The following is an 18402-nucleotide window of genomic DNA, read 5'->3' as shown; positions in this document are numbered from 1 at the left end:
CGCAGTCAGGCGAAGATGCCATGTGTGTTGGGTGCCGCATCCAGGATGTGCTGACTGATCAAGGGATTCAGCATGCCCAGCGATCCCCGTTTCAGGTCGCCCAGACAGGTGACGACATCGAGGAAGCGCTGCTGCTCCCTCCTGTCGATGATCCCCTCGGCAAGTTCGGTGAACTTCGCGACGTAATCGTTGCGCCGGAAGGGGCGCGCGCCCTGCGGGTGCGCGTCGGGCACGGCGAGCTCATCGATGATCACCGCGCCGGACTTCATCGTGATCGTCGCGCGTGCACCCGGCATCCGTTCGGCCGCATCCTCGACGAACGAGATCTGCCGGCGAAGGTACACCGTGTCGGCCCGCTGCGCTCGCTCCGAGGTGTAGGACTGGTCGTGATGCACGGCACCGTCCTGCAGCGCGACGGTGAACAGGTAGTCCACCGATCCAGCGAGCGTGTCGCGGGGCGCCGGGGAACCAGACCGGCATGGATCCGCCGGTCCGGCCGTCACGTCGGTGTCCTGCCGGGTGTGCAGGACAACGGACTCGATCGCCTCGACCCGGCCGATCCGGTCCCGCATCTTCAAAGCCAGATCGATCCAGGCTTGACCGCCGTAGGCCGCGGAATGCCTTCTGGGACAGCTGTCGAGAATCGCCGTCTTGGGGTCGCCGGGTTCCGGGAGTCGTGTCCGGCGGTCATGCTCGGTCAGCAGCCAGTCGGGTCCGTCGTCGTGGCCCCCGGGTGGTTCGGGGTGACGTTCGCCGTGCACGGCGCGGTCGACGGCTTCGATGGCCACCTTGCCGGCGTAGGCGGCCGAGTAGCCGCTGCGGCCGGCGGCGGTCAACTGCACCGTGCGGGTGAGGGCGGTGTAGATCGTCGCGGGGGACAACCGGAGCATGGTGCCCAGGCCCGCCGTCACCGCGGTGCTCAGCGGTTCGGGATGACCGACCGTCCGCTGGCGCGGATGGGTCCGCTGAGCCAGCGCGAGGTGCACCTCGTAGGCGGTCGCGATGCCGTTGACCAGATCGGCGCCGCGTAGCCCCGCCTGCTGGGCGACGGCCGTCAGCGCCGGAATGGCAGCGCCGGGATGCGCGTCAGGAGCGGCCGGAAACACGTCGTGCAGATCGAGATCGTGGACCGCGACACCGTTGGCGAAGGCGGCCCATTCGGCGGAGTAGGCGCCGTCGACACCGAAGATCGCCGCACCTGGCGTCCTCCGGTGTGCCCGGGCCTGGGCCCGCGCGAGCGTGGCGGGGCGCCGGCGCGCCGCGGCGGCGGCGACCGCGGCATTGTCGATGATGCGGTTGATCACCATGGCCCTGACCTCGGTCGACACCGCGGCGGGATCGGCGGCGACTTCCGCGATCCGCCAGGCCGGCCTGTTCCTGCGGGGCAGGTACTCGGCGGGCAATCGGACCTTACTCGGGCAAGTCATTCGGTGAACATCGTCCGGAATCGGCTGTCGTGGAAGATCAGTGGGGATACGTTTTCGTCGTCGGCGGCACTGACGACCTCCATCAGCACGACATCGTGATCGCCTGCGGTGATCGATGTGCTGATCCGACAGTCGAGCCAGGCGGCCGCGTCGGCGAGGAACACCGCGGAGGAATCGCTGGTGAACCACGTCAGTCCGGCAAAGCGATCGGCGTTCTTGGCCGCCAGCTGACGAGACAGTTGTGCGTGTCCTTCGGCGAGCACCGAGATTCCGACGTGATCTTGTCGCGACAACTGGGGCCACGTGGTCGAGGTGTGCTGCACACAGATCGACACCAAGGCGGGCTCCATCGACACCGGGGTGAACGAGGTGGCCACGATTCCCACCGGTTGACCGTCGCGCAACGCGCAGACCGCCGCCACGCCGGTCGGGTAGCGGCCGTAGAGCCTACGCAGCCGGGACATGTCGTGGACGGCGTCACCGGATCTTATTTCGGTGAAAGCGTTCATGTTTCCTCTTCCTCACGGGACGCACGGTCGTGTGCAGCAGACGATCCTGTCCGGCTGCGGATGTAGTCGGTGATCAGCCCGGTCACCGCGTCCAGGCAGGCATGGCCGATCGTAGGGTTGGCTCCGATGGGGTTGCCGAGAATGCCGTTGGGGGAGAACGCCTTGAGGCCATCGCTGAGCACGCGAGCCAGAAATGCGTCGTCGATACTGACCTGGTATCCGGGAACCAACCGGTCGGCGCGCACCCGTTCGGGATGCAGCGCGAGCATGACCGACGTTTCGGCGATATCGGCATGGCCGCCGACACTGGCGCCGTGTCCGGACGGCTCTGCCGCCGCACGCCAGGCGTCGAGGATCGCCTGGCTGCCGGTGTAGACGAGCACCGACAGCGGTGCCAGTGTGGCCGCCAGCCGCGCTTCGAACTCGCGCATCACCGGATAGTTCCCGATATGCCCGGAGAAGAGCACCAGGGTGCGAAACCCCGAATCCGCCACGCTCGCACCGTAGTCCGTACAGATGGCTTCCAGTGTCGAGGCGCGCAGCGACAGGGTTCCCGGGAAGCCGAGGTGATGTGGCGAGTACCCGACCCGGACCGTCGGCAGTACCAGCGCATCCCCGAGTTCGCGGGCCACCCGGATCGCGAGCTCGTCGGCATGATCGGCGTCCATCGACAGCGGCAGATGTGGGCCGTGCTGTTCCACGGCGGCGAGGGGCAGAATCGCGGTGCACGCTCCCTTTTCGATCGCGGCCGCCACCTCGTTGCTGGTCATCCGCTCGATCCGCACTTCGCGGCCGGTGTGGTCCACCGACGCCGACTCAGCCATTGTTCCGCCCCGGCAGCCGAGCTTGGCTCGAGATCTGAACCTGTTCCCGTGCCGGGTACATCTCGTCGATGAGGTCGGCGAACGAGGTGAGAACGACACCGCGCCTGATGGTCGATTTCAGGGTGAGCTCGCCGAGCTCGGCCGACAGGGCGCGTGGCAGCACGCGGAAATCCTTGAGCTGCAACGGCCGGGCCAGTTCGGCGTTCACCTGTTGAATCCATGCGTCCAGGGCGGCGCGCAGCTCCGGCGCCGGCATCGACCTGGCGTCGTCGCTGACGCCGAGCAGGACCGTCAGGTATTTGCGGCCTTCACCCACCACGATCGCCTCGTCGATCAACGGACTGGCCTTGAGCCGCACCTCGATGGGTTGCGGACTGACGGATTTTCCGCCGCTGGTCTTGAGGACATCCTTGATGCGGCCGATGATCGCCACCTCGCCGTCGGGACGGATCTCGACCAGATCCCCCGTTCCGTACCAACCGCCGGCGAGGGTCGCCTCGGTGGCCGCGGGGTCTTGCCAGTAGCCGGTGAACAGGCAGGGGCCCTTGACCTGGAACTCACCGTCGTCGCCGACCCGGACGGACCAGCGGGCATCGGGCAGGGATTTGCCGATCGTGCCCGGCGGATAGAAGGTCTTCTCCCATTGCACGAGGACAGGACCGCAGGTTTCGGTCGTCCCGTACATCTCGCGGAGGTCGACACCCCACATCTGCCATAACGCGGCGAGCTCGGGTGTCATGGCACCCGACGAGGTCCAGCTGACGGCAATGCGATCCATGCCGTAGGTCGCCCGCAGCGGTGTGAAAACCGTTCGTAGACAGAAGCGGTACAGCGCATCGAGGAATCCGGGCAGCGTCTTTCCGTCCCAGCGACGGGCGCAGACGGCGCGGGCCACCGTCATGGCCGCAGCGTAACGCGCCCGGAACAGCGGCCCGGACCGCCGGAGCTGGTCCAGCAATTCGCCGGCAAGTTTCTCGTACATGCGCGGCGGCCAGACGATCGCGGTGGGCCGAACGGCGGTGAGCACGGCCAGGCGCTCTTCCATCGTGCAGTAGGTGACGACGAGCCTGGTCATGATCGGCACGAAGACGTTCACCAACGCCGGCGCCACATGTGACAGCCCCAGGAACGCAACGGCGTCGTGCTGCACCCGGCCGATGTCCGGATACGCCATCGCGAACGCCAACACCGAGTACTGCAGCGAACGGTGGGTGTGGACCACGCCCTTGGGGTCTCCGGTGGACCCCGACGTCCAGAACAGGACCGCGGGCTGATCGATGTGACCGTCCGCGACGAGGACGCCGAACAGGCCCGGCTCGGCGGCCGTACGTGCCCACCCCATCTTCTGCAACGCTCGCCAGTCCGTTGATTGCACGTCGGCCGGAAGTCCGGCCGGGGGACAGTCGATTCCGATCGCGATGCGCAGGTGCGGTGCGTCCCCGGCCACCTCGGCAACTTTGCGCAGATCCGACTCGGTCTCGGCGAAGATCGCCGTGGCTTCGCTGATCTGGAGCACCCGTGCCAGTTCGGGGACCGAGCTGGTCGGATAGACGCCCACGAGCACCGCGCCGAGGCTGTGGATCGCCAGCGCGGCGATGACCCATTCGCGGCGCGTGGTGGAGATGATCGCGACTCGGTCACCGGCCCGGACACCGAGTTCGTACAGACCGACGGCGATCTGCTGGACCTCGGTGAGGTACTCGCCCCACGTCGTGGGACGCGCGATGCCGTCCTGCCAGGAGGCGAAGGCCACGGTATCGGGTTCGTGCGCCGCCCGATCGACCAGCAGTTGGGCGAAGGTTCGGGGCAGGGCCTCGAAGTTGTGGACACTCTGCAGGACAGGGATTGTGCCGGCGCTGTTGGCGTTCGGCGTGGCTGTCCGGGAAGTTCTCTCTGCGACCATTGTCTGCCTTCGTCCTCGGCGAGCTCGTTGGTGTTAGCGGTCTGTCGATTGGCGGCTCGAGGACACCTTGTCTCGATTCCATCCGGTGCGAAGTCCTGCCGCGACCGGATCCTCGAAGTAGTTCTTCGCGGCAGCGATCGTGTCGGCCAGCGACCGTTCATCCCGGGCGTCGTCCGGGTCGTTGACGCTGCGTTTGAGCGCGCTGTACAGAACCGGAGCCTTCGCGCCGGCGGCGCGCGCCACAGTGATGGCCGAAGTGAGCAAGGTGTCGGGCTCCTCGAGGCGGTCCACCAACCCGATCCTGACCGCCTCCTCCGCCGAGAACAGGTCCCCGGACAACACCATCGACCGGACGGCGCGGGCTCCGATGAGGCGCTCGGCTCGCTGGATGCCCTTGTCCGCGGGCAGCAGACCGTGGTTGATCTCGGGGAAGCCGAACCTGGCGTTCGGGGTCGCCAAGACGGTGTCGGCGAAAAGCGCGAGTTCCATGCCGCCCCCGACGCAATGCCCGTTGATGGCCGCGATGAGTGGGCGCGGGAATCGATCCAGCGCCACGAGCACGCCGTGGAAGTTGCGCATCCTTCCCTCGATCTCCGCCGGCCCCGTGCCCTCCAGTTCCTTGATGTCACCGCCGGCGGTGAAGAAGCGGGTACCTGCACCGGTGAGGACCACCGGTGCAGGTACGGCTTGGGCGGCCAACTCGGTGAAGAGCGTGCGCAGGCTGGCCACGAGGCTGTGATTCAACGCGTTCGCGGGCGGTCGGTCCATGGTGACGACCAGGACGCCGGAATGGTCGGTCCAGGTCAGTCCGGGGAGCGCACCGGTGGCGATCTCGGTCATGCGTTGCTGACTGTCTCCGGCGACGGTGCGGCATGATCGCCGTGTGCCGAGGGAAAGCGCGTCGGGCGCTTCTCTCGGAAGGCTTGCCGCGCCTCGAGATAGTCGGCGCCGGCGAAGTTGAGGGTTTCCAACGCGGCCGAGAGCTCCTGCTGCGGAAGCGCGTTGGTCAGCCAGCCGGTGTTCAGCGACCGTTTGGTCCACTGGATGGCGCGCTGCGAACCCAGGGCGAGATCGTCGGCGATCGCCAGGGCCCGTTCGAGCACCTTGTCTCGGGGCTCGACCAGGCTGACCAGTCCGATGCGTTCGGCCTCGATCCCCGTCAAGCGTGCCGAGGTCAGCTGGTAGTACTTGGCCTTCGCCATGCCGACCAGCAGCGGCCAGATGAGGGACGAGTGGTCTCCCGCGACGACCCCGATGCGGGTGTGTCCGTCCATGAGAACGGCGTCTTCGGCCGCGATGCTGATGTCGGCGAGCAATCCCAGCGACAGACCCCAACCGACGGCCGGTCCGTTGATCGCCGAGATGATCGGCTTGTCCATGTTCAGCGTTGTCATGATGCGCTTGCGTTCGGTTTCCATGAGCGCGATCGCGTCTTCCAGCGATGGATCGGGTTGCGCGACATCCATGCCCGTGCAGAAGCCGCGGCCGGCACCGGTGAAGACGGCCACCCGGGTCTGCGGGTCGCGGTCGATGTCGATCAGCAGATCACCCATCATCTCGAACATCGGCATGGTCAGTGCGTTCAGGTGCTCCGGCCGGTTGAGGGTCACCAAGAGCACGCCGTTGGGCTTGCGTTCGATGAGGAACTCTTCCGGATAGCGCGCGAAGATGTCGTTGCCGTTGCGGGTGCTCATCACGCCTCACCCGCGCCCGCGCCGACGCCACTGACTGCTGGTTGCTTCTGTTTCATGTTCTCCTCGAAGGCTTCTCGTTCGGCATAGTGAGCGGGACGGGCGGCGCGGATGTCGGCCAGGATGGCCTCCGGAGTGCGTGCGACGCCACGCGGATTCTTGAACTTCGGGATGACGTACTTCCCGAAGAGTTCGATCGACTTCATGAGCTCCTTGTGTGGCAGTCCGTCGATCCGCATGACCAGGGAATCCGCTCCCAGATCGGCGAACCGCTGGACTTGGGCGATGCAATCGTCGGGGTCGCCGACGATGAATCCGGACGAGTCTTCGAACATGTAACGCTCGTCGTTGAAGTCGAGGTGTTTCACCGCGCCCATGTACTGGTAGTCGCTGGACAGCTTCGACAGTCGCTCGTAGGCGTCGGTGGACAGGCCGACCGTCTCCTTGAGGCCCCGCGCCCACGTACGGGCCTCCTCGCGGGTCTCCGCACAGTGCATGCCGCCGCCGATCGCCACCAGTCGCTCGGCCTGCAGCGGATAGGTGTGCGTCGCCGAGGCCAGTGCGTCGTCGTAAAGGCGGATCATGTTCTCGACGAACTCGAAGCCGAGATAGAACCCGCCCACGATCGCGCCGATGCCGAGTTCGGCTGCTGCGCGGACGGATTCCGGGCTGCCGGTCGCCATGTGGATCGGGGGGTAGGGCGTTTGGACGCTTCGGGGCACCAGGCTGCGGGGCGGGATCTTGTAGTGCTCGCCGACGAAGGAGAAGACGTCGTCGTGCAGCGCGCGACGGATGACTTCGATCCCTTCGAGTTGCTGTGACTTGTTCTCCGAGGGGGACACCTCGAATGCGCGCAGTGCGAGCGTGGTGTTCCCCCGCCCGACGCCGAGTTCGACGCGACCGTGAGACAGCACGTCCTCGGTGGCCAATCGCTCGGCGACACGGATGGCGTGGTTGATCCGGGTGGGAAGCAGGGTGACCAGGTGGACGAACCGAATCCGGCTGGTCAGCGCCATCAGGTACGGGTACAGAACCTCGGGCGCGGACGTGGTGGCGGTACCGATGGCCAGATGCTGTTCGGAGGTGCCGAATGCGTCGAATCCCACCTCTTCGGCCAGGAGTACCTCGTCGATGAGTTCGCGATAGCGGTGCTCGTACGAGGCTCCCGGGGCCGTCTCGCCTTCGCTCATGAATATGAATCTCAAGGTCTTCTCCATCTCGCGGCTATGTGAATGAGCATTAACATAGAACGGGTGGTGGTCACTGTCAAGACGCAGGGGCGCCTGATGGCTCAATAACGCTGGGGTACAGCATGTTCAAACCGAAAGTAGGGTCGTCGGAGCCGAATCCGTCGTGCTGTCCCCGACGTTAATGAGCGACGTCGGGGTGAGGCCGAAGACGGTGTATGGTGGGCGCCTATGGCGTCCTCGGCGACAGCATCGATCACCGCAGAGACGGCGACCGCAGGCAAGGGCGAACCGCACACGCGTGGTTCCCGGCGGAAGCTGCTCGTCGATGCCGCCGCGGAACTTTTCCTGCACCATCCATACGACGCGGTGACGGTCGGCATGGTGGCCACCGAAGCGGGGATATCGGGACCGGGGCTGTACCGCCACTTTCAGAACAAGCAGGCGCTGCTGACGGCCGTGGTCGAGGAAGGGCTGCAGGAGCTGCATCGGTTCGCCCGGTCGACCGTCGACGCGGAACCCGATCCGCGTGCCGCACTGGCAACGATGATCGACTTCCATGTGAGATCCGTGATCGCCGATCCACCGCGGACTCTGATTTTCCTGAAGAACGAGCACGCGCTTCTCGAATCCGATCGGCGACGGATCCGCCGCGAGATGAATCAATATGCGCAGGAATGGGTTTTGGTTGTGCAACAACTCCGTCCAGATCTATCCGAACCCCAGGTCCGCCTGGTCACGCAGGCGGTGTTCGCCATGCTCAACTCGGTGGCCACGCTCAACAAGGGGCTGGACCGAGAAGAGATCGTCGCGACGATGTCGACCGCGGCGATGCAAGCCCTGACCTGCCACCGACCCACCGGCGCCGGTGGCTTGACTGCCCGACAAGTGAAAGCCGGCCTCCACGAACCGCAGGAGATATCGTGAGTGTTCTCGATCTGTTTCGGCTCGACGGCAAGGTTGTCATCGTCACCGGTGCCTCCTCGGGGCTCGGAGTGGCCTTCGCGCAGGCGTTCGCGGAAGCCGGGGCAGATGTCGCACTCGGTGCACGCCGCACCGAGAAGTTGGCGCGCACAGCAGAGCTGGTAACGGCAGCCGGTCGCCGGGCACTGCCCGTGGGGACCGATGTGGCCGACCCGGCTTCCTGCCAGAATCTGGTCGACGCGACCGTCGCCGAGTTCGGCAAGGTCGATGTGTTGGTCAACAACGCCGGTGTGGGCACCGCGGTGCCGGCAACCCGCGAGACTCCCGACGAGTTCCGTCAGGTGGTCGAGGTGAACTTGCACGGGTCCTACTGGATGGCACAAGCCTGCGGTCGGGTCATGCAGCCCGGTTCATCGGTGATCAACATCGCCAGTGTCCTCGGCATCACCACAGCCGGACTGCCGCAGGCAGCCTATTCCGCATCGAAAGCGGCGGTGATCGGTTTGACCCGAGATCTCGCCCAGCAGTGGGGATCCCGCAAGGGAATCCGGGTCAACTCGCTGGCACCCGGCTTCTTCGAATCGGAGATGACCGACGCCTATAAGCCTGGCTACCTCGACTCTCAGCTGACCCGGGTGATCCTCGGGCGCACCGGCGACCCGGCCGAGCTCGCGGCGACCGCAGTCTGGTTGGCATCGCCCGCCGGTGCTTACGTCACCGGGCAGACACTCGCCGTCGACGGGGGGCTGACCATCACTTGATGGTGCGGGAAGACATGATTACGCCGCCTGCACTTTCGGGGTTCGGACGGCCAGCACGAGGATCAGGGCGGCAAGGGCGATCACACCGGCCAGTCCCCAGGAGACGGCGAATCCGCTCCAGGGCGGTGGCGCGGCGGCATCGCCTCCGTCGACGGTGAGGGCGGCGCCGGACACTTGGGCGCCGATCGTGCCGGCCACCGCCTGGATCGCGAAGTTCAGACCGTTGAACTCGGTCACCTTGTTCGCCGGGACACCGGTGACCACGAGGTTCAGCGATTGAGTCATGGACACCGTCAGACCGAAGATGACGAACAAGGTCGCCATGAAGACGATGGCGATGCTGCCGCGGTGTCCGGCTGCCAGCATCAGTACCGTGCCACCCAGGATCGAGATCGGTCCGATGGACGAGGCCAACCGGGACCCGATCAATCTGTCCAGCACCGAGATGAGCGGCGCAGTGAGCCCGATCAGGGTGGTCGTCACCAGGATGACCGAGGTGAGGGTGGCTGACCCACCCAGGCCGTAACCCGTGGAGGCCGGCAACTGTGTCTGAATGGGAACGTTGATGAGTGTGGCGTTGATGCAGTAGCCGGCGAGGAACATCAGGCCTGACGACGCGATGACGGTGAAACTGCGCATGAGCCGCAGATCGATCAGCGGGTCGTCGGCGGTGAGCTCGACGCGGACGAAGGCGATGAGGGCCACCAGCCCGGCTCCGACCAGCAGCAGCAGTGGCGCCGACCGCCACTCCCATTCGGGCGCGAACGTGAGGGCCAGCAGAATGCACGCCAGCCCGGTGGCTAGCAGGACGCTGCCGGCGACGTCGATACTCGGTCGCTCGCCACCGGTGCCCACGGAGCGGGGCACGAAGCGCCACACCGCCGCCATGCAGCCGGCCAGTGCGATGAAGGGCACCCAGAACAACCATCGGTACGAGAGGTGGTCGGCGATCGGCCCCGCCACCATTGTTCCGGCTGCGGTGCTGCCGTAGATCGCGCCGACCAACATGCCGTTCGCCGATTTCGTCCGGGCCTCGCTCTGGGTGTCCCTGATGATGCCGATGGCGAGTGGGACGGTGCTGAGGCCTACACCTTGCAACAGCTGCCCGATGATCAGCATCTCGATGGATACCGATAGTGCCGACATCAGAGTTCCGGTCGCCACGATGGCAAGTACGCACAGCAGGGTGCGGCGTTTGTCCCATACCTCGCCCAGTCGGCTCGCGATGGGCGTCGCGATGGTGCCGGTGAGTAGCATGCCCGTGAGGACCCACGAGATCGTCGATCCGGGGACGTGGAATTGTTCTTGCAAGATCGGAAGCGCAGGCGGCGTGACCGATTCGTTCAGGCCCTTGAACGCGGCGACGCATGAAATCACTGCGGCGAGAATGGCACCCGCGCGTGCGCGTCGGTCGGCCGGTGCAACACGCGAGACACGGGAATCACGCAGGGACATCGGGTTGGTCCTCTCTGGGGTATGCAGATCAGCCGGGTCGGGGGCTGCTGAGGCCGACCCGGCCACGGTTGTTTCCTGAGTTGTCGACAGGTGGTCGACGTCCGGCTTATCCGGCAAGCCTGAAAGGCGCCCCGCAATGGCAGCAGTGCTGCGACGCAGAGGCTGATGGTGCGAGCTTAGGGTGACCCCTTCCAAGTGTGATTCACCGTTAACCTAGGACTGCGATGTGATGTTGTCAACAGTTTGTCGGCCGCACGGGTCTTGGCCGCGCTGTGAGGTGCCAGAAGTTCTTGTAGTCCAGTTGTTCTGCTGGTTGCGGCGCCTTACTGGCGCTTACTATCTGACCGCCGAACGAAGTCGCCGCCGTTTCCAGTACGTGAATAATCGTTAACGTATCGATCGGTGATTGACACGTCGACGATCCGATCGTTCACCACAACGTCCCATCGCCGCGCCGGTGTAAGGGTTGACGTCCGCCGAGCGTGCGGGTTACCTTGACCATGCATGCGACAACGCGTGCGGTGGTGACAACCTCACAGGTCAGCGAAGAGATTCGTTGGCCTGTTCTCGTTTCTCTTCGCTGTCGAGACAGTCGATATGAAGAGAGCGAGATCATGTTTGAGAAACCAGCCGAGTCGCGGTCGGTGCTGACGGTATTCATGTTGGTGAAGACCAACGCGGAATGGTTGGCGTTGCCGGTGGAGCAGCGTTACGCCGAGCTACTCGAGCACCTGCAGCCGGCACTCGACGCGCACCCAACTGTCCAGTTGCGTTGGTATGACACCGAGTTCTACAGCGCACGGGTGACGGACACGTGGATGTGGGAGACGTCCGACGCCCATGAGTACGAGCTCGTGGTGGAGGAGTTGCGCGAAACACCGCTGTGGGACCGCTATTTCAGCGTCGTCGAGATTCTCCCGGGTGTGCTGAATGCCTATGCCGACAACTACGGGAGAAGCGCGATTGGTAGCGCCCGTTCCGACTCGTGGAGGACATCATGAGGCGAATCGCACTCATCACCGGAGGAAACCGCGGCATCGGTCGCGCGGCGGCAGAGGCGCTCGCCGCCACCGGCACCGATGTGATCCTCACGTACCATTCCGATCGCGACGAGGCTCACGCAGTGGTGAACGACTTGCGGAAACACGGCTGCCATGCGGCTGCGCTGCACTTGGATACTACCCAGCACAACAGCTTTGGCCAGTTCCGTGACAACCTGCTCGTGGCACTGCGTGAAATGTCAACACAGGCGAAATTCGATATCTTGGTCAACAATGCCGGATTCGACGGTCGGACACCGTTCGGACAAACCGAAGCCGCCACCCTCGATGCGCTTTACAGCGTGCACGTCAAGGGTCCGATCCTGCTGACCGAACTACTCGAGCCCTACCTTCGCGACGGCGGCCGAATCCTGTTCATCTCCACCGGGCTCACCCGGTACGTGGCCAATCCGGTGTATTCGGTCTACGCATCCATGAAGGGAGCGATCGAGGTGTACACCAAGTACGCGGCCAAAGCCCTCGGCGGTCGGGGCATCACCGTAAATGCCCTTGCTCCAGGGGCGACGGCGACGGACTTCGGTGGCGGGATGATCCGCGATGACGACGACTATCGCGCGCTGGTCACACGCAACCATGCCTTCGGCCGGGTCGGCGAGCCGACCGACATCGGAGATGCGATATGTGCCATCACGGCCAGGTCGGCCGGTTGGATCACTGCGCAGCGCATCGAGGCGTCCGGCGGCCAGAGCTTGTAGGTACCGTCCTCAGCCGTTGTCCCGCCACGTGAGTATCTGCTTGAGGGACGTGAGGTCGTAACCATTGTCGGAGGTCAGCTCGGTCTGGAACAAGGTGACTCCGGCCTCGCGAAAGGCATCGGCACTGTCGGGGTTTTCCCACAGCGTGGAACGCTCGATGTCGGCGCCGTTGCGGCCGAACGACGCCGCCAGCTCGTCGACGCGGTCGCTGGACTTGCGGAAGGCATCGAGTTCCTGGAACGCGTGCCAGATGTCGGCGTGCCGTGCGACGGCGGGCAGCGAGCGTTTCGGGCCCGTGCCGCCGATCAGGATCGGCAGCTTGCGCACGGGCGGTGGGATCAGGGCCGCGAGCCGGTTCTCGATGCGGATCAAACTCTCGTCGAACAGGTCGAACCGGGAGCCGAAGGTGCCGAAGTCGTAACCATAGGTGGTGTAGTCCTTTTCGTACCATCCCGCGCCGAGGCCGAGGATGAGCCGGCCGCCGCTGATGTGGTCGACAGTGCGTGCCATGTCGGCGAGCAGGTCCGCGTTGCGGTAGCCGACGCCGGTGACGAGGAGCCCGATCTCGGCGTGTGAGGTGATCTCACCCCACGACGCGAGCGCGGTCCAACCCTCGAAGTTGGCGACGTCGGGCTGTTGGTCGGACAGGATCGGCTTGCCGTCGACGATGGCCTCCAGCGCCGGGCGGTGGAAGTGGTCGTAACCGAAGATCACGTCGACACCGAGGTCGTCGGCGGCCAGGACGGCGTCGCGCCACGTGCGGTAGTCAGGCGTACCGCCGGGCTGGATCTGTACGGCGACGCGGACGGGACGGGTCATGAATACTCCTGGGTCGGGGGAGGGCGACTCTTGGCGCAAGCTCACCGGGCGAAAATTTATTCCGGCCCGACCGGGGGAGTGCTCGTATTCGGCCGACCTATCCCAGGATCGCCCGTGCTGCCCGTTCCGCGACCAGCATGACCGGCGCGTTGGTGTTCCCGGAGGTGATGGTGGGCATCGCCGAGGCGTCGACCACCCGCAGGCCGGCGACGCGGTACACGCGGCAATCGGTATCGAGCACCGTGGCGGCCGAGCGCGGAACACCCTTGCTGTCAAAGGCTCCCATGGCGCAGGTACCCACCGGGTGGAAGATCGTCGTACCGAGTTCGCCGGCCGCCTGCTGCAGGTCCTCGTCGCTCACCAGTTGTGGACCGGGGAGCAGCTCTTGCGGGCCGTACCGGGCCAGCGGAGTGGCCGCCATGATCTGCCTGGTCATCCGGAGGCCTTGCACGGCGACGCGACGATCGCTGTCGGTGGACAGGTAATTGCAGGAGATCTTCGGGTTGGTCAACGGGTCCGCGCCGGCCAGCCGCACGTGGCCACGTGAGGTGGGGCGCAGATTGCACACCGAGGGCGTGATCGCTGCGAAGGGGTGCAGCGGGTCGCCGAACTTGGGTAAGGACAACGGCTGCACATGCCACTCCAGATCGGGACTGGCCAGTGCCGGATCGCTCTTGGCGAAGGCCCCCAAGGTGGACGGCGGCATGGTCAGCGGTCCCGAGCGCAGCATCGCGTATTGAAGCCCCATGCCACCACGGGTGATCCAGTTTCGGTACAGCGTGTTGACGGTCCGGGCACCCCGAATCCGGTACACGGTGCGCAGCTGCAGATGGTCCTGGAGATTTTCCCCCACACCGGGCAGGTCGACGGCAACCGGCACGTGATGCCGGGCGAGTAGCTCCGCCGGCCCCAGACCCGAGACCTGCATGAGGTGCGGCGACCCGATCGCTCCGGCGCTGAGGATCACTTCGTTGCGGGCACGAACGTCGAGCAGCCGGCCGTCTTTGAGCAGCCGCACCCCCGTGGCGCGGTGCGCGGCCGTGGTCCACGCACCGCTGCGCTGATGCTCGGGGACCTGGTCGTCGAGCAGCAGCGCGATGGCCTGGGTGCGGGTGTAGACGGTGAGGTTGGGTCGGTGGGCGATGGGATGCAGGAAAGCATCGGCCATCGACCAGCGCCGGCCACGTCGTTGATTGACGTGGAAGTACGCGCTGCCGGAGTTGTCGCCCCTGTTGAACTCGTCGATCGGGGAGATGCCCACCTGAGCAGCGGCGGCCTGCCAGGCATCCAGGATCTTCCAGCGCACCCGCGGCCGCTCCACACGGATCTCGCCACCCACACCGTGCCAGTCGTCGGCTCCGCCGAAGTAGTCCTCCAACTGCTTGTAGATCGTCAGCGTCTCGCCGGGCATGTCCGGACCACCCCAGCGCCAGCGTTCGTCGCCGGTGGCCTGTGCCCACAGGTCGTAGTCGGTGGCCTGGCCGCGCATGTGGATCATGGCGTTGATCGAGGAGCAGCCGCCGATCACGCGGCCGCGTGCGTAGATGATGCTGCGGCCGGCCAGACCAGGGTCGGGTTCGGTCGTGAAACACCAGTCCGTGCGCGGGTTGGCGATGGTGTACAGGTAGCCCACCGGCACCTTGATCCAGAACCAGTCGTCCTTGCCGCCGGCCTCGATCAGCAGCACCCGGTGATCCGGGTTGGCGCTGAGGCGATTGGCGAGCAGGCAGCCCGCACTGCCCGCTCCCACGATGACGAAGTCGAACTCGGCGGCAGGGGTCATGCGAGCGTCAATCTGGCCATGCCGTTGACCGGACCGTGCCCCCGGCCCAGCGGGTAGGCGGCGCGGATACAGTCGGTGACCCAGAGCTTCCCGAAGCGGACCGCTTCGGGAACGGAATAGCCGTGGGCCAGTGCTGCGGTGATCGCCGCGGCAAGGTTGTCGCCGGCGCCATGATCGTGCGGGGTGTCGACGCGGGTGGCGGTGAACTCGTGGAACTGCGAGCCGTCGAAGAGAAGATCGCAACTGGTGCGCGAGGCCCGCAGGTGCCCACCCTTGACGAGCGCCCACCGCGGTCCCAGCGCGTGCAGCGCCCGAGCCGCGTCGTGTTGGCTGTCGTCGTCGACGACATCGATGCCCACGAGCAGGCGCACTTCGTCGAGGTTGGGTGTCACCAACGTGGCCAACGGGATCAGGTCATCGCGGATGGCGTCGAGCGCACTGGGGTGCAGAAGTGGCTCACCGACGTTGGACGCGCAGACCGGATCGACGACCAACGGCACCGTTGTGTCGAGCCCTTCGGACCTCCAGGTCGCCACGATGGTCTCGATGATCTCGCTGGACGGCAGCATGCCGGTCTTGGCCGCCTCGATACCGATATCAGAGGCCACCGCACTGATCTGCCCGGCGACGATGTCCACGGGAATCTCGTGGAACTTCTTGACACCCAACGTGTTCTGCACCGTGACGGCTGTCACCGCCGCGCATCCATGAACACCCAGCATCGCGAAAGCGCGTAGGTCGGCCTGCAGACCTGCGCTGCCGCCGGAATCGGACCCGGCGATCGTCATGACCCGATGGGGAGTGTGTCCCGGCGGCGGCAGCGGAAGGGCGTGGGCGTCGGCCATGGCTCATTGTATCGAGGGTTGTTCGATAGCTGAGTGAGGTTGTTGCGTCATTCTGCGGCGGCCCACGAGCACAGCAACGACAGCGACTCGGCGCTCGCAGAGCCCGCGTCGGCGTGGTACACGACCAATTCCTGACCGGGGCTTGAGCGTACGTCGAACGTCTGCATCGTCAACGTCATCTTTCCGACCACGGGATGTCGAAAGGTCTTTTGCTGCAGCGATTTCCGTCGAGCATCGTGGCGAGTCCACAGCTGTGCGAATTCCGGACTGGCCGCCAGCAATTCGTCGCGCACGGTTCGAAGGCGGACGTCGTTGGGCGCCAGCCCGAAACCATGCCGGAAACTGGCCACCGCGTCCTCGGCGACGACCGACCAGTTGCAGTAGAAGGTGTGGGCGTCGGGTTCGGTGAAGATGACGTGCATCAGGTTCCTGGAGTGCGTCCACTGCAGGAACATGGCATCAGCGATCCGATTACTGGCGAGGACGTCGAAGGCTCGGTTGTAGACGAACGCGGGATTGAGCGGCCACATGTCGAGGAGGTCGAGTAGTGCTGGGTCGACCCGAGAGCTGACGCTGCCACGTTCTTGAGGGCTCAGACCTGCCAGCCGGAACAGGTGTTCGCGAGCGTCGTCGGCGAGCTGCAGGACAACGGACAACGCGTCGACGACCTGCGGCGACGGGTGACGCTCCCGGCCCTGCTCGAGCCGCATGTAGTAATCGACGCTCATCCCGGCGAGCAGCGCGACTTCTTCTCGGCGCAGTCCACTGACTCGGCGCACGCCCGCGCTGGGAAGACCGACATCGGCCGGGGACACCTCGGCGCGGCGTGCTCGCAAGTACTGCCCGAGACCGTCGCTGCCCATGCCGACAGTCTAAGTGTCGCGTTGACCGGTCGATTCCTGGCTGCGTCGTCCACGATGGTGGGTGCGCTGCGGCCACCCTGTTCTCGCGCTGACTGACTAGCGTCGGTGGGCGAACGACGAAGTGGGAGGAAGGATCACACTCAATGGTCAGTTACCGGCTTGTCGGACGGTCGGGGCTTCGCGTACACCCCCTATCGCTGGGGACGATGACCTTCGGTACGCGATGGGGGTGGGGCGCCGACCGCGACACCGCCGAACAGATCTTCGACGCCTACGTCGAGCGCGGCGGTAATCTGATCGACACCGCGGTCAACTACACCGATGGCGAATCCGAACAACTGGTCGGTGAACTCATCGCTCCCCGCCGCGAGCAACTCGTCCTATCGACGAAATACACCATGTCGCGCAGGCCCGATGACGCCAACTCCGGCGGAAACCACCGACTGAACATGATCCGGTCGGTCGAGACCAGTCTGCGGCAGTTGGCCACCGATCGCATCGATCTGCTGTACGTGCACGCGTGGGACTTCACCACCTCGCCAGACGAGGTCATGCGCGGCCTCGACGACCTGGTCCGCTCCGGCAAGGTGGTGTACGTCGGCATCTCCGACACGCCGGCCTGGCGCATAGCCCAGATGCAGACCCTCGCCGATCTGCGCGGGTGGACGCCACTCGTCGCCCTGCAGATCGAATACAGCCTCGTGCAGCGCACCGTCGAGCATGAATTGATCCCGATGGCAGCCGAATTGGGTCTCGGCATCATGCCATGGTCACCGCTCGGCGGAGGCGTGTTGACCGGCAAGTACACCGAGGACCACCTCGAACACCAGGCCACCGACTCGGCAGCGGGTACCCGCCCCGGCGTGATCGCCTCCAGCGGGAACATGACGCGACGCGCACTGGGCATCGCCGACGTCGTCCGATCGATCGCAACCGAGATCGACGCGACCCCGGCGCAGGTGGCACTGGCCTGGGTGTTGCAGCAACCGGCCGTCACCTCGCCGATCATCGGGGCGCGCACGGTGTCCCAGGCCGTGCAGAACCTCCAGGCGCTCGACATCACCCTCGGAGATGACCAGTTGGCTCGTCTCGACAAGGCCAGTGACCCCGGCGCGATCTTCCCCGGCAAGTTCCTGGCGAGATCCATGACGAAGAAGTTGATCTTCGGTGCGACCGCGATCGACTTCAGCCGCCCCGCGGCGCGTATCCCGTTCTAGTCATCGCAGGAACGGTCGCCGTAGTGCACGGCGAGCAGGATCGACGAAAGAGAGGTGGGTTCGATGTCCATTCTGATGGTCACCTACGTTGGTGACAGCACCAGCCGGTTCGACCGGAAATATTATGACACGCAGCATATTTCGCTCGTGCAGCAGGCATGGGGTCAGTTCGGTCTGCAGCGCACCGAAGTGTTCTACGCCGTGGATGCCGGTCAGTACCCGGATGTGGTGGTGATGTGTCTGTGTCACTTCGCCGACCGTGCAGGCCTGGACCGTGCGCTGGCGGCCGCCGAGTCGGAGTCCGTCGTGGCCGACATCGCGTCGTTCACCGATATCACGCCGATGAGGACCATCATCGCGGCTGCCGCCTCGTGACGTCACTGGGTGTACCGCACCCAGTGTGTACGCACATTCCCTGATTATCTTTGACAACACAGT

Annotated in this window: 18 protein-coding genes; 6 read left to right on the top strand and 12 right to left on the bottom strand. The window is 65.4% G+C overall.

Annotation, left to right across the window (positions count from 1 at the left end; genetic code table 11):
* Positions 1-5: 5 nt before the first annotated feature.
* The 7 genes from BN977_RS18470 to BN977_RS18440 are packed head-to-tail and all read right to left on the bottom strand — an operon-like array spanning position 6 to position 7544.
* Positions 6-1427 (bottom strand): MmgE/PrpD family protein, encoded by a 1422-nt coding sequence (locus BN977_RS18470; protein ID WP_036400100.1) that lies wholly within the window; start codon positions 1425-1427, stop codon positions 6-8.
* Positions 1424-1936, bottom strand: a complete 513-nt coding sequence (locus BN977_RS18465; protein ID WP_024451354.1) for a flavin reductase family protein — start codon at positions 1934-1936, stop codon at positions 1424-1426. The genes BN977_RS18470 and BN977_RS18465 overlap by 4 nt, the downstream gene beginning before the upstream one ends.
* Positions 1933-2760, bottom strand: coding sequence for a creatininase family protein (locus BN977_RS18460; protein WP_234709632.1), 828 nt, complete (start codon positions 2758-2760; stop codon positions 1933-1935). The genes BN977_RS18465 and BN977_RS18460 overlap by 4 nt, the downstream gene beginning before the upstream one ends.
* A complete protein-coding gene (locus BN977_RS18455) occupies positions 2753-4663 on the bottom strand; it encodes an AMP-dependent synthetase/ligase (RefSeq protein ID WP_036400098.1) in 1911 nt (636 codons plus the stop codon). Before BN977_RS18455 ends, BN977_RS18460 begins: the two co-directional genes overlap by 8 nt.
* A gap of 33 nt (positions 4664-4696) precedes the next feature.
* Positions 4697-5503: an enoyl-CoA hydratase/isomerase family protein gene (locus tag BN977_RS18450; protein WP_051561639.1), complete on the bottom strand. Its 807-nt coding sequence runs from the start codon at positions 5501-5503 to the stop codon at positions 4697-4699.
* A complete protein-coding gene (locus BN977_RS18445) occupies positions 5500-6357 on the bottom strand; it encodes an enoyl-CoA hydratase-related protein (RefSeq protein WP_024451351.1) in 858 nt (285 codons plus the stop codon). The genes BN977_RS18450 and BN977_RS18445 overlap by 4 nt, the downstream gene beginning before the upstream one ends.
* Positions 6357-7544 carry an LLM class flavin-dependent oxidoreductase gene (locus tag BN977_RS18440; protein WP_234709631.1) on the bottom strand — a complete coding sequence of 396 codons (1188 nt, stop codon included), beginning with the start codon at positions 7542-7544 and terminating at the stop codon, positions 6357-6359. Before BN977_RS18440 ends, BN977_RS18445 begins: the two co-directional genes overlap by 1 nt.
* Positions 7545-7772: 228 nt before the next feature.
* On the opposite strand from BN977_RS18440, the gene BN977_RS18435 reads away from it, so the two are divergent.
* On the top strand, positions 7773-8468 hold the full coding sequence (locus tag BN977_RS18435) for a TetR/AcrR family transcriptional regulator (protein WP_084172605.1): 696 nt from the start codon (positions 7773-7775) through the stop codon (positions 8466-8468).
* Positions 8465-9226 carry an SDR family NAD(P)-dependent oxidoreductase gene (locus tag BN977_RS18430; protein WP_036400095.1) on the top strand — a complete coding sequence of 254 codons (762 nt, stop codon included), beginning with the start codon at positions 8465-8467 and terminating at the stop codon, positions 9224-9226. Before BN977_RS18435 ends, BN977_RS18430 begins: the two co-directional genes overlap by 4 nt.
* Before the next feature lie 18 nt (positions 9227-9244).
* Here the strand turns inward: BN977_RS18430 and BN977_RS18425 are convergent, their stop codons facing one another.
* Positions 9245-10876, bottom strand: coding sequence for an MFS transporter (locus BN977_RS18425; protein WP_234709630.1), 1632 nt, complete (start codon positions 10874-10876; stop codon positions 9245-9247).
* Between the two features lie 419 nt (positions 10877-11295).
* On the opposite strand from BN977_RS18425, the gene BN977_RS18420 reads away from it, so the two are divergent.
* Positions 11296-11682, top strand: a complete 387-nt coding sequence (locus BN977_RS18420; protein ID WP_036400090.1) for a darcynin family protein — start codon at positions 11296-11298, stop codon at positions 11680-11682.
* Positions 11679-12437: an SDR family NAD(P)-dependent oxidoreductase gene (locus BN977_RS18415; protein ID WP_109790244.1), complete on the top strand. Its 759-nt coding sequence runs from the start codon at positions 11679-11681 to the stop codon at positions 12435-12437. The genes BN977_RS18420 and BN977_RS18415 overlap by 4 nt, the downstream gene beginning before the upstream one ends.
* Positions 12438-12446: 9 nt before the next feature.
* Here BN977_RS18415 and BN977_RS18410 read toward each other — a convergent pair whose 3' ends face one another.
* The 4 genes from BN977_RS18410 to BN977_RS18395 form a co-directional block, all read right to left on the bottom strand.
* Positions 12447-13256 (bottom strand): LLM class F420-dependent oxidoreductase, encoded by an 810-nt coding sequence (locus BN977_RS18410; protein ID WP_024451344.1) that lies wholly within the window; start codon positions 13254-13256, stop codon positions 12447-12449.
* Positions 13257-13353: 97 nt separating this feature from the next.
* Positions 13354-15039 carry a GMC family oxidoreductase gene (locus BN977_RS18405; RefSeq protein WP_036400087.1) on the bottom strand — a complete coding sequence of 562 codons (1686 nt, stop codon included), beginning with the start codon at positions 15037-15039 and terminating at the stop codon, positions 13354-13356.
* Positions 15036-15884 carry a bifunctional hydroxymethylpyrimidine kinase/phosphomethylpyrimidine kinase gene (gene thiD / locus BN977_RS18400; protein ID WP_036400084.1) on the bottom strand — a complete coding sequence of 283 codons (849 nt, stop codon included), beginning with the start codon at positions 15882-15884 and terminating at the stop codon, positions 15036-15038. The genes BN977_RS18405 and thiD overlap by 4 nt, the downstream gene beginning before the upstream one ends.
* 47 nt (positions 15885-15931) lie before the next feature.
* Positions 15932-16747, bottom strand: coding sequence for a helix-turn-helix transcriptional regulator (locus BN977_RS18395; RefSeq protein ID WP_036400082.1), 816 nt, complete (start codon positions 16745-16747; stop codon positions 15932-15934).
* Between the two features lie 143 nt (positions 16748-16890).
* Between BN977_RS18395 and BN977_RS18390 the strand changes: the two genes are divergently transcribed.
* Together BN977_RS18390 and BN977_RS18385 are read left to right on the top strand one after the other, a co-directional pair.
* Positions 16891-17964, top strand: coding sequence for an aldo/keto reductase (locus tag BN977_RS18390; protein ID WP_024451341.1), 1074 nt, complete (start codon positions 16891-16893; stop codon positions 17962-17964).
* Positions 17965-18027: 63 nt separating this feature from the next.
* Entirely contained in the window at positions 18028-18339 is a 312-nt protein-coding gene (locus BN977_RS18385; RefSeq protein ID WP_036400080.1) for an EthD family reductase, read from the top strand.
* Positions 18340-18402 lie beyond the last annotated feature (63 nt).

Origin of the sequence: Mycolicibacterium cosmeticum (assembly GCF_000613185.1) — a bacterium.
GTDB lineage: Bacteria > Actinomycetota > Actinomycetes > Mycobacteriales > Mycobacteriaceae > Mycobacterium > Mycobacterium cosmeticum.
This window is presented reverse-complemented; position numbering and strand designations above follow the sequence as displayed.

Excerpts from the sequence above, each read along its gene's own strand:
- thiD (WP_036400084.1), bottom strand. The coding sequence starts at position 15,884 with ATGGCCGACGCCCACGCCCTTCCGCTGCCGCCGCCGGGACACACTCCC.
- BN977_RS18420 (WP_036400090.1), top strand. The coding sequence starts at position 11,296 with ATGTTTGAGAAACCAGCCGAGTCGCGGTCGGTGCTGACGGTATTCATG.
- BN977_RS18465 (WP_024451354.1), bottom strand. The coding sequence starts at position 1,936 with ATGAACGCTTTCACCGAAATAAGATCCGGTGACGCCGTCCACGACATG.
- BN977_RS18410 (WP_024451344.1), bottom strand. The coding sequence starts at position 13,256 with ATGACCCGTCCCGTCCGCGTCGCCGTACAGATCCAGCCCGGCGGTACG.
- BN977_RS18395 (WP_036400082.1), bottom strand. The coding sequence starts at position 16,747 with ATGGGCAGCGACGGTCTCGGGCAGTACTTGCGAGCACGCCGCGCCGAG.
- BN977_RS18470 (WP_036400100.1), bottom strand. The coding sequence starts at position 1,427 with ATGACTTGCCCGAGTAAGGTCCGATTGCCCGCCGAGTACCTGCCCCGC.
- BN977_RS18415 (WP_109790244.1), top strand. The coding sequence starts at position 11,679 with ATGAGGCGAATCGCACTCATCACCGGAGGAAACCGCGGCATCGGTCGC.
- BN977_RS18440 (WP_234709631.1), bottom strand. The coding sequence starts at position 7,544 with ATGAGCGAAGGCGAGACGGCCCCGGGAGCCTCGTACGAGCACCGCTAT.
- BN977_RS18405 (WP_036400087.1), bottom strand. The coding sequence starts at position 15,039 with ATGACCCCTGCCGCCGAGTTCGACTTCGTCATCGTGGGAGCGGGCAGT.
- BN977_RS18390 (WP_024451341.1), top strand. The coding sequence starts at position 16,891 with ATGGTCAGTTACCGGCTTGTCGGACGGTCGGGGCTTCGCGTACACCCC.
- BN977_RS18455 (WP_036400098.1), bottom strand. The coding sequence starts at position 4,663 with ATGGTCGCAGAGAGAACTTCCCGGACAGCCACGCCGAACGCCAACAGC.
- BN977_RS18450 (WP_051561639.1), bottom strand. The coding sequence starts at position 5,503 with ATGACCGAGATCGCCACCGGTGCGCTCCCCGGACTGACCTGGACCGAC.
- BN977_RS18385 (WP_036400080.1), top strand. The coding sequence starts at position 18,028 with ATGTCCATTCTGATGGTCACCTACGTTGGTGACAGCACCAGCCGGTTC.
- BN977_RS18460 (WP_234709632.1), bottom strand. The coding sequence starts at position 2,760 with ATGGCTGAGTCGGCGTCGGTGGACCACACCGGCCGCGAAGTGCGGATC.
- BN977_RS18445 (WP_024451351.1), bottom strand. The coding sequence starts at position 6,357 with ATGAGCACCCGCAACGGCAACGACATCTTCGCGCGCTATCCGGAAGAG.
- BN977_RS18435 (WP_084172605.1), top strand. The coding sequence starts at position 7,773 with ATGGCGTCCTCGGCGACAGCATCGATCACCGCAGAGACGGCGACCGCA.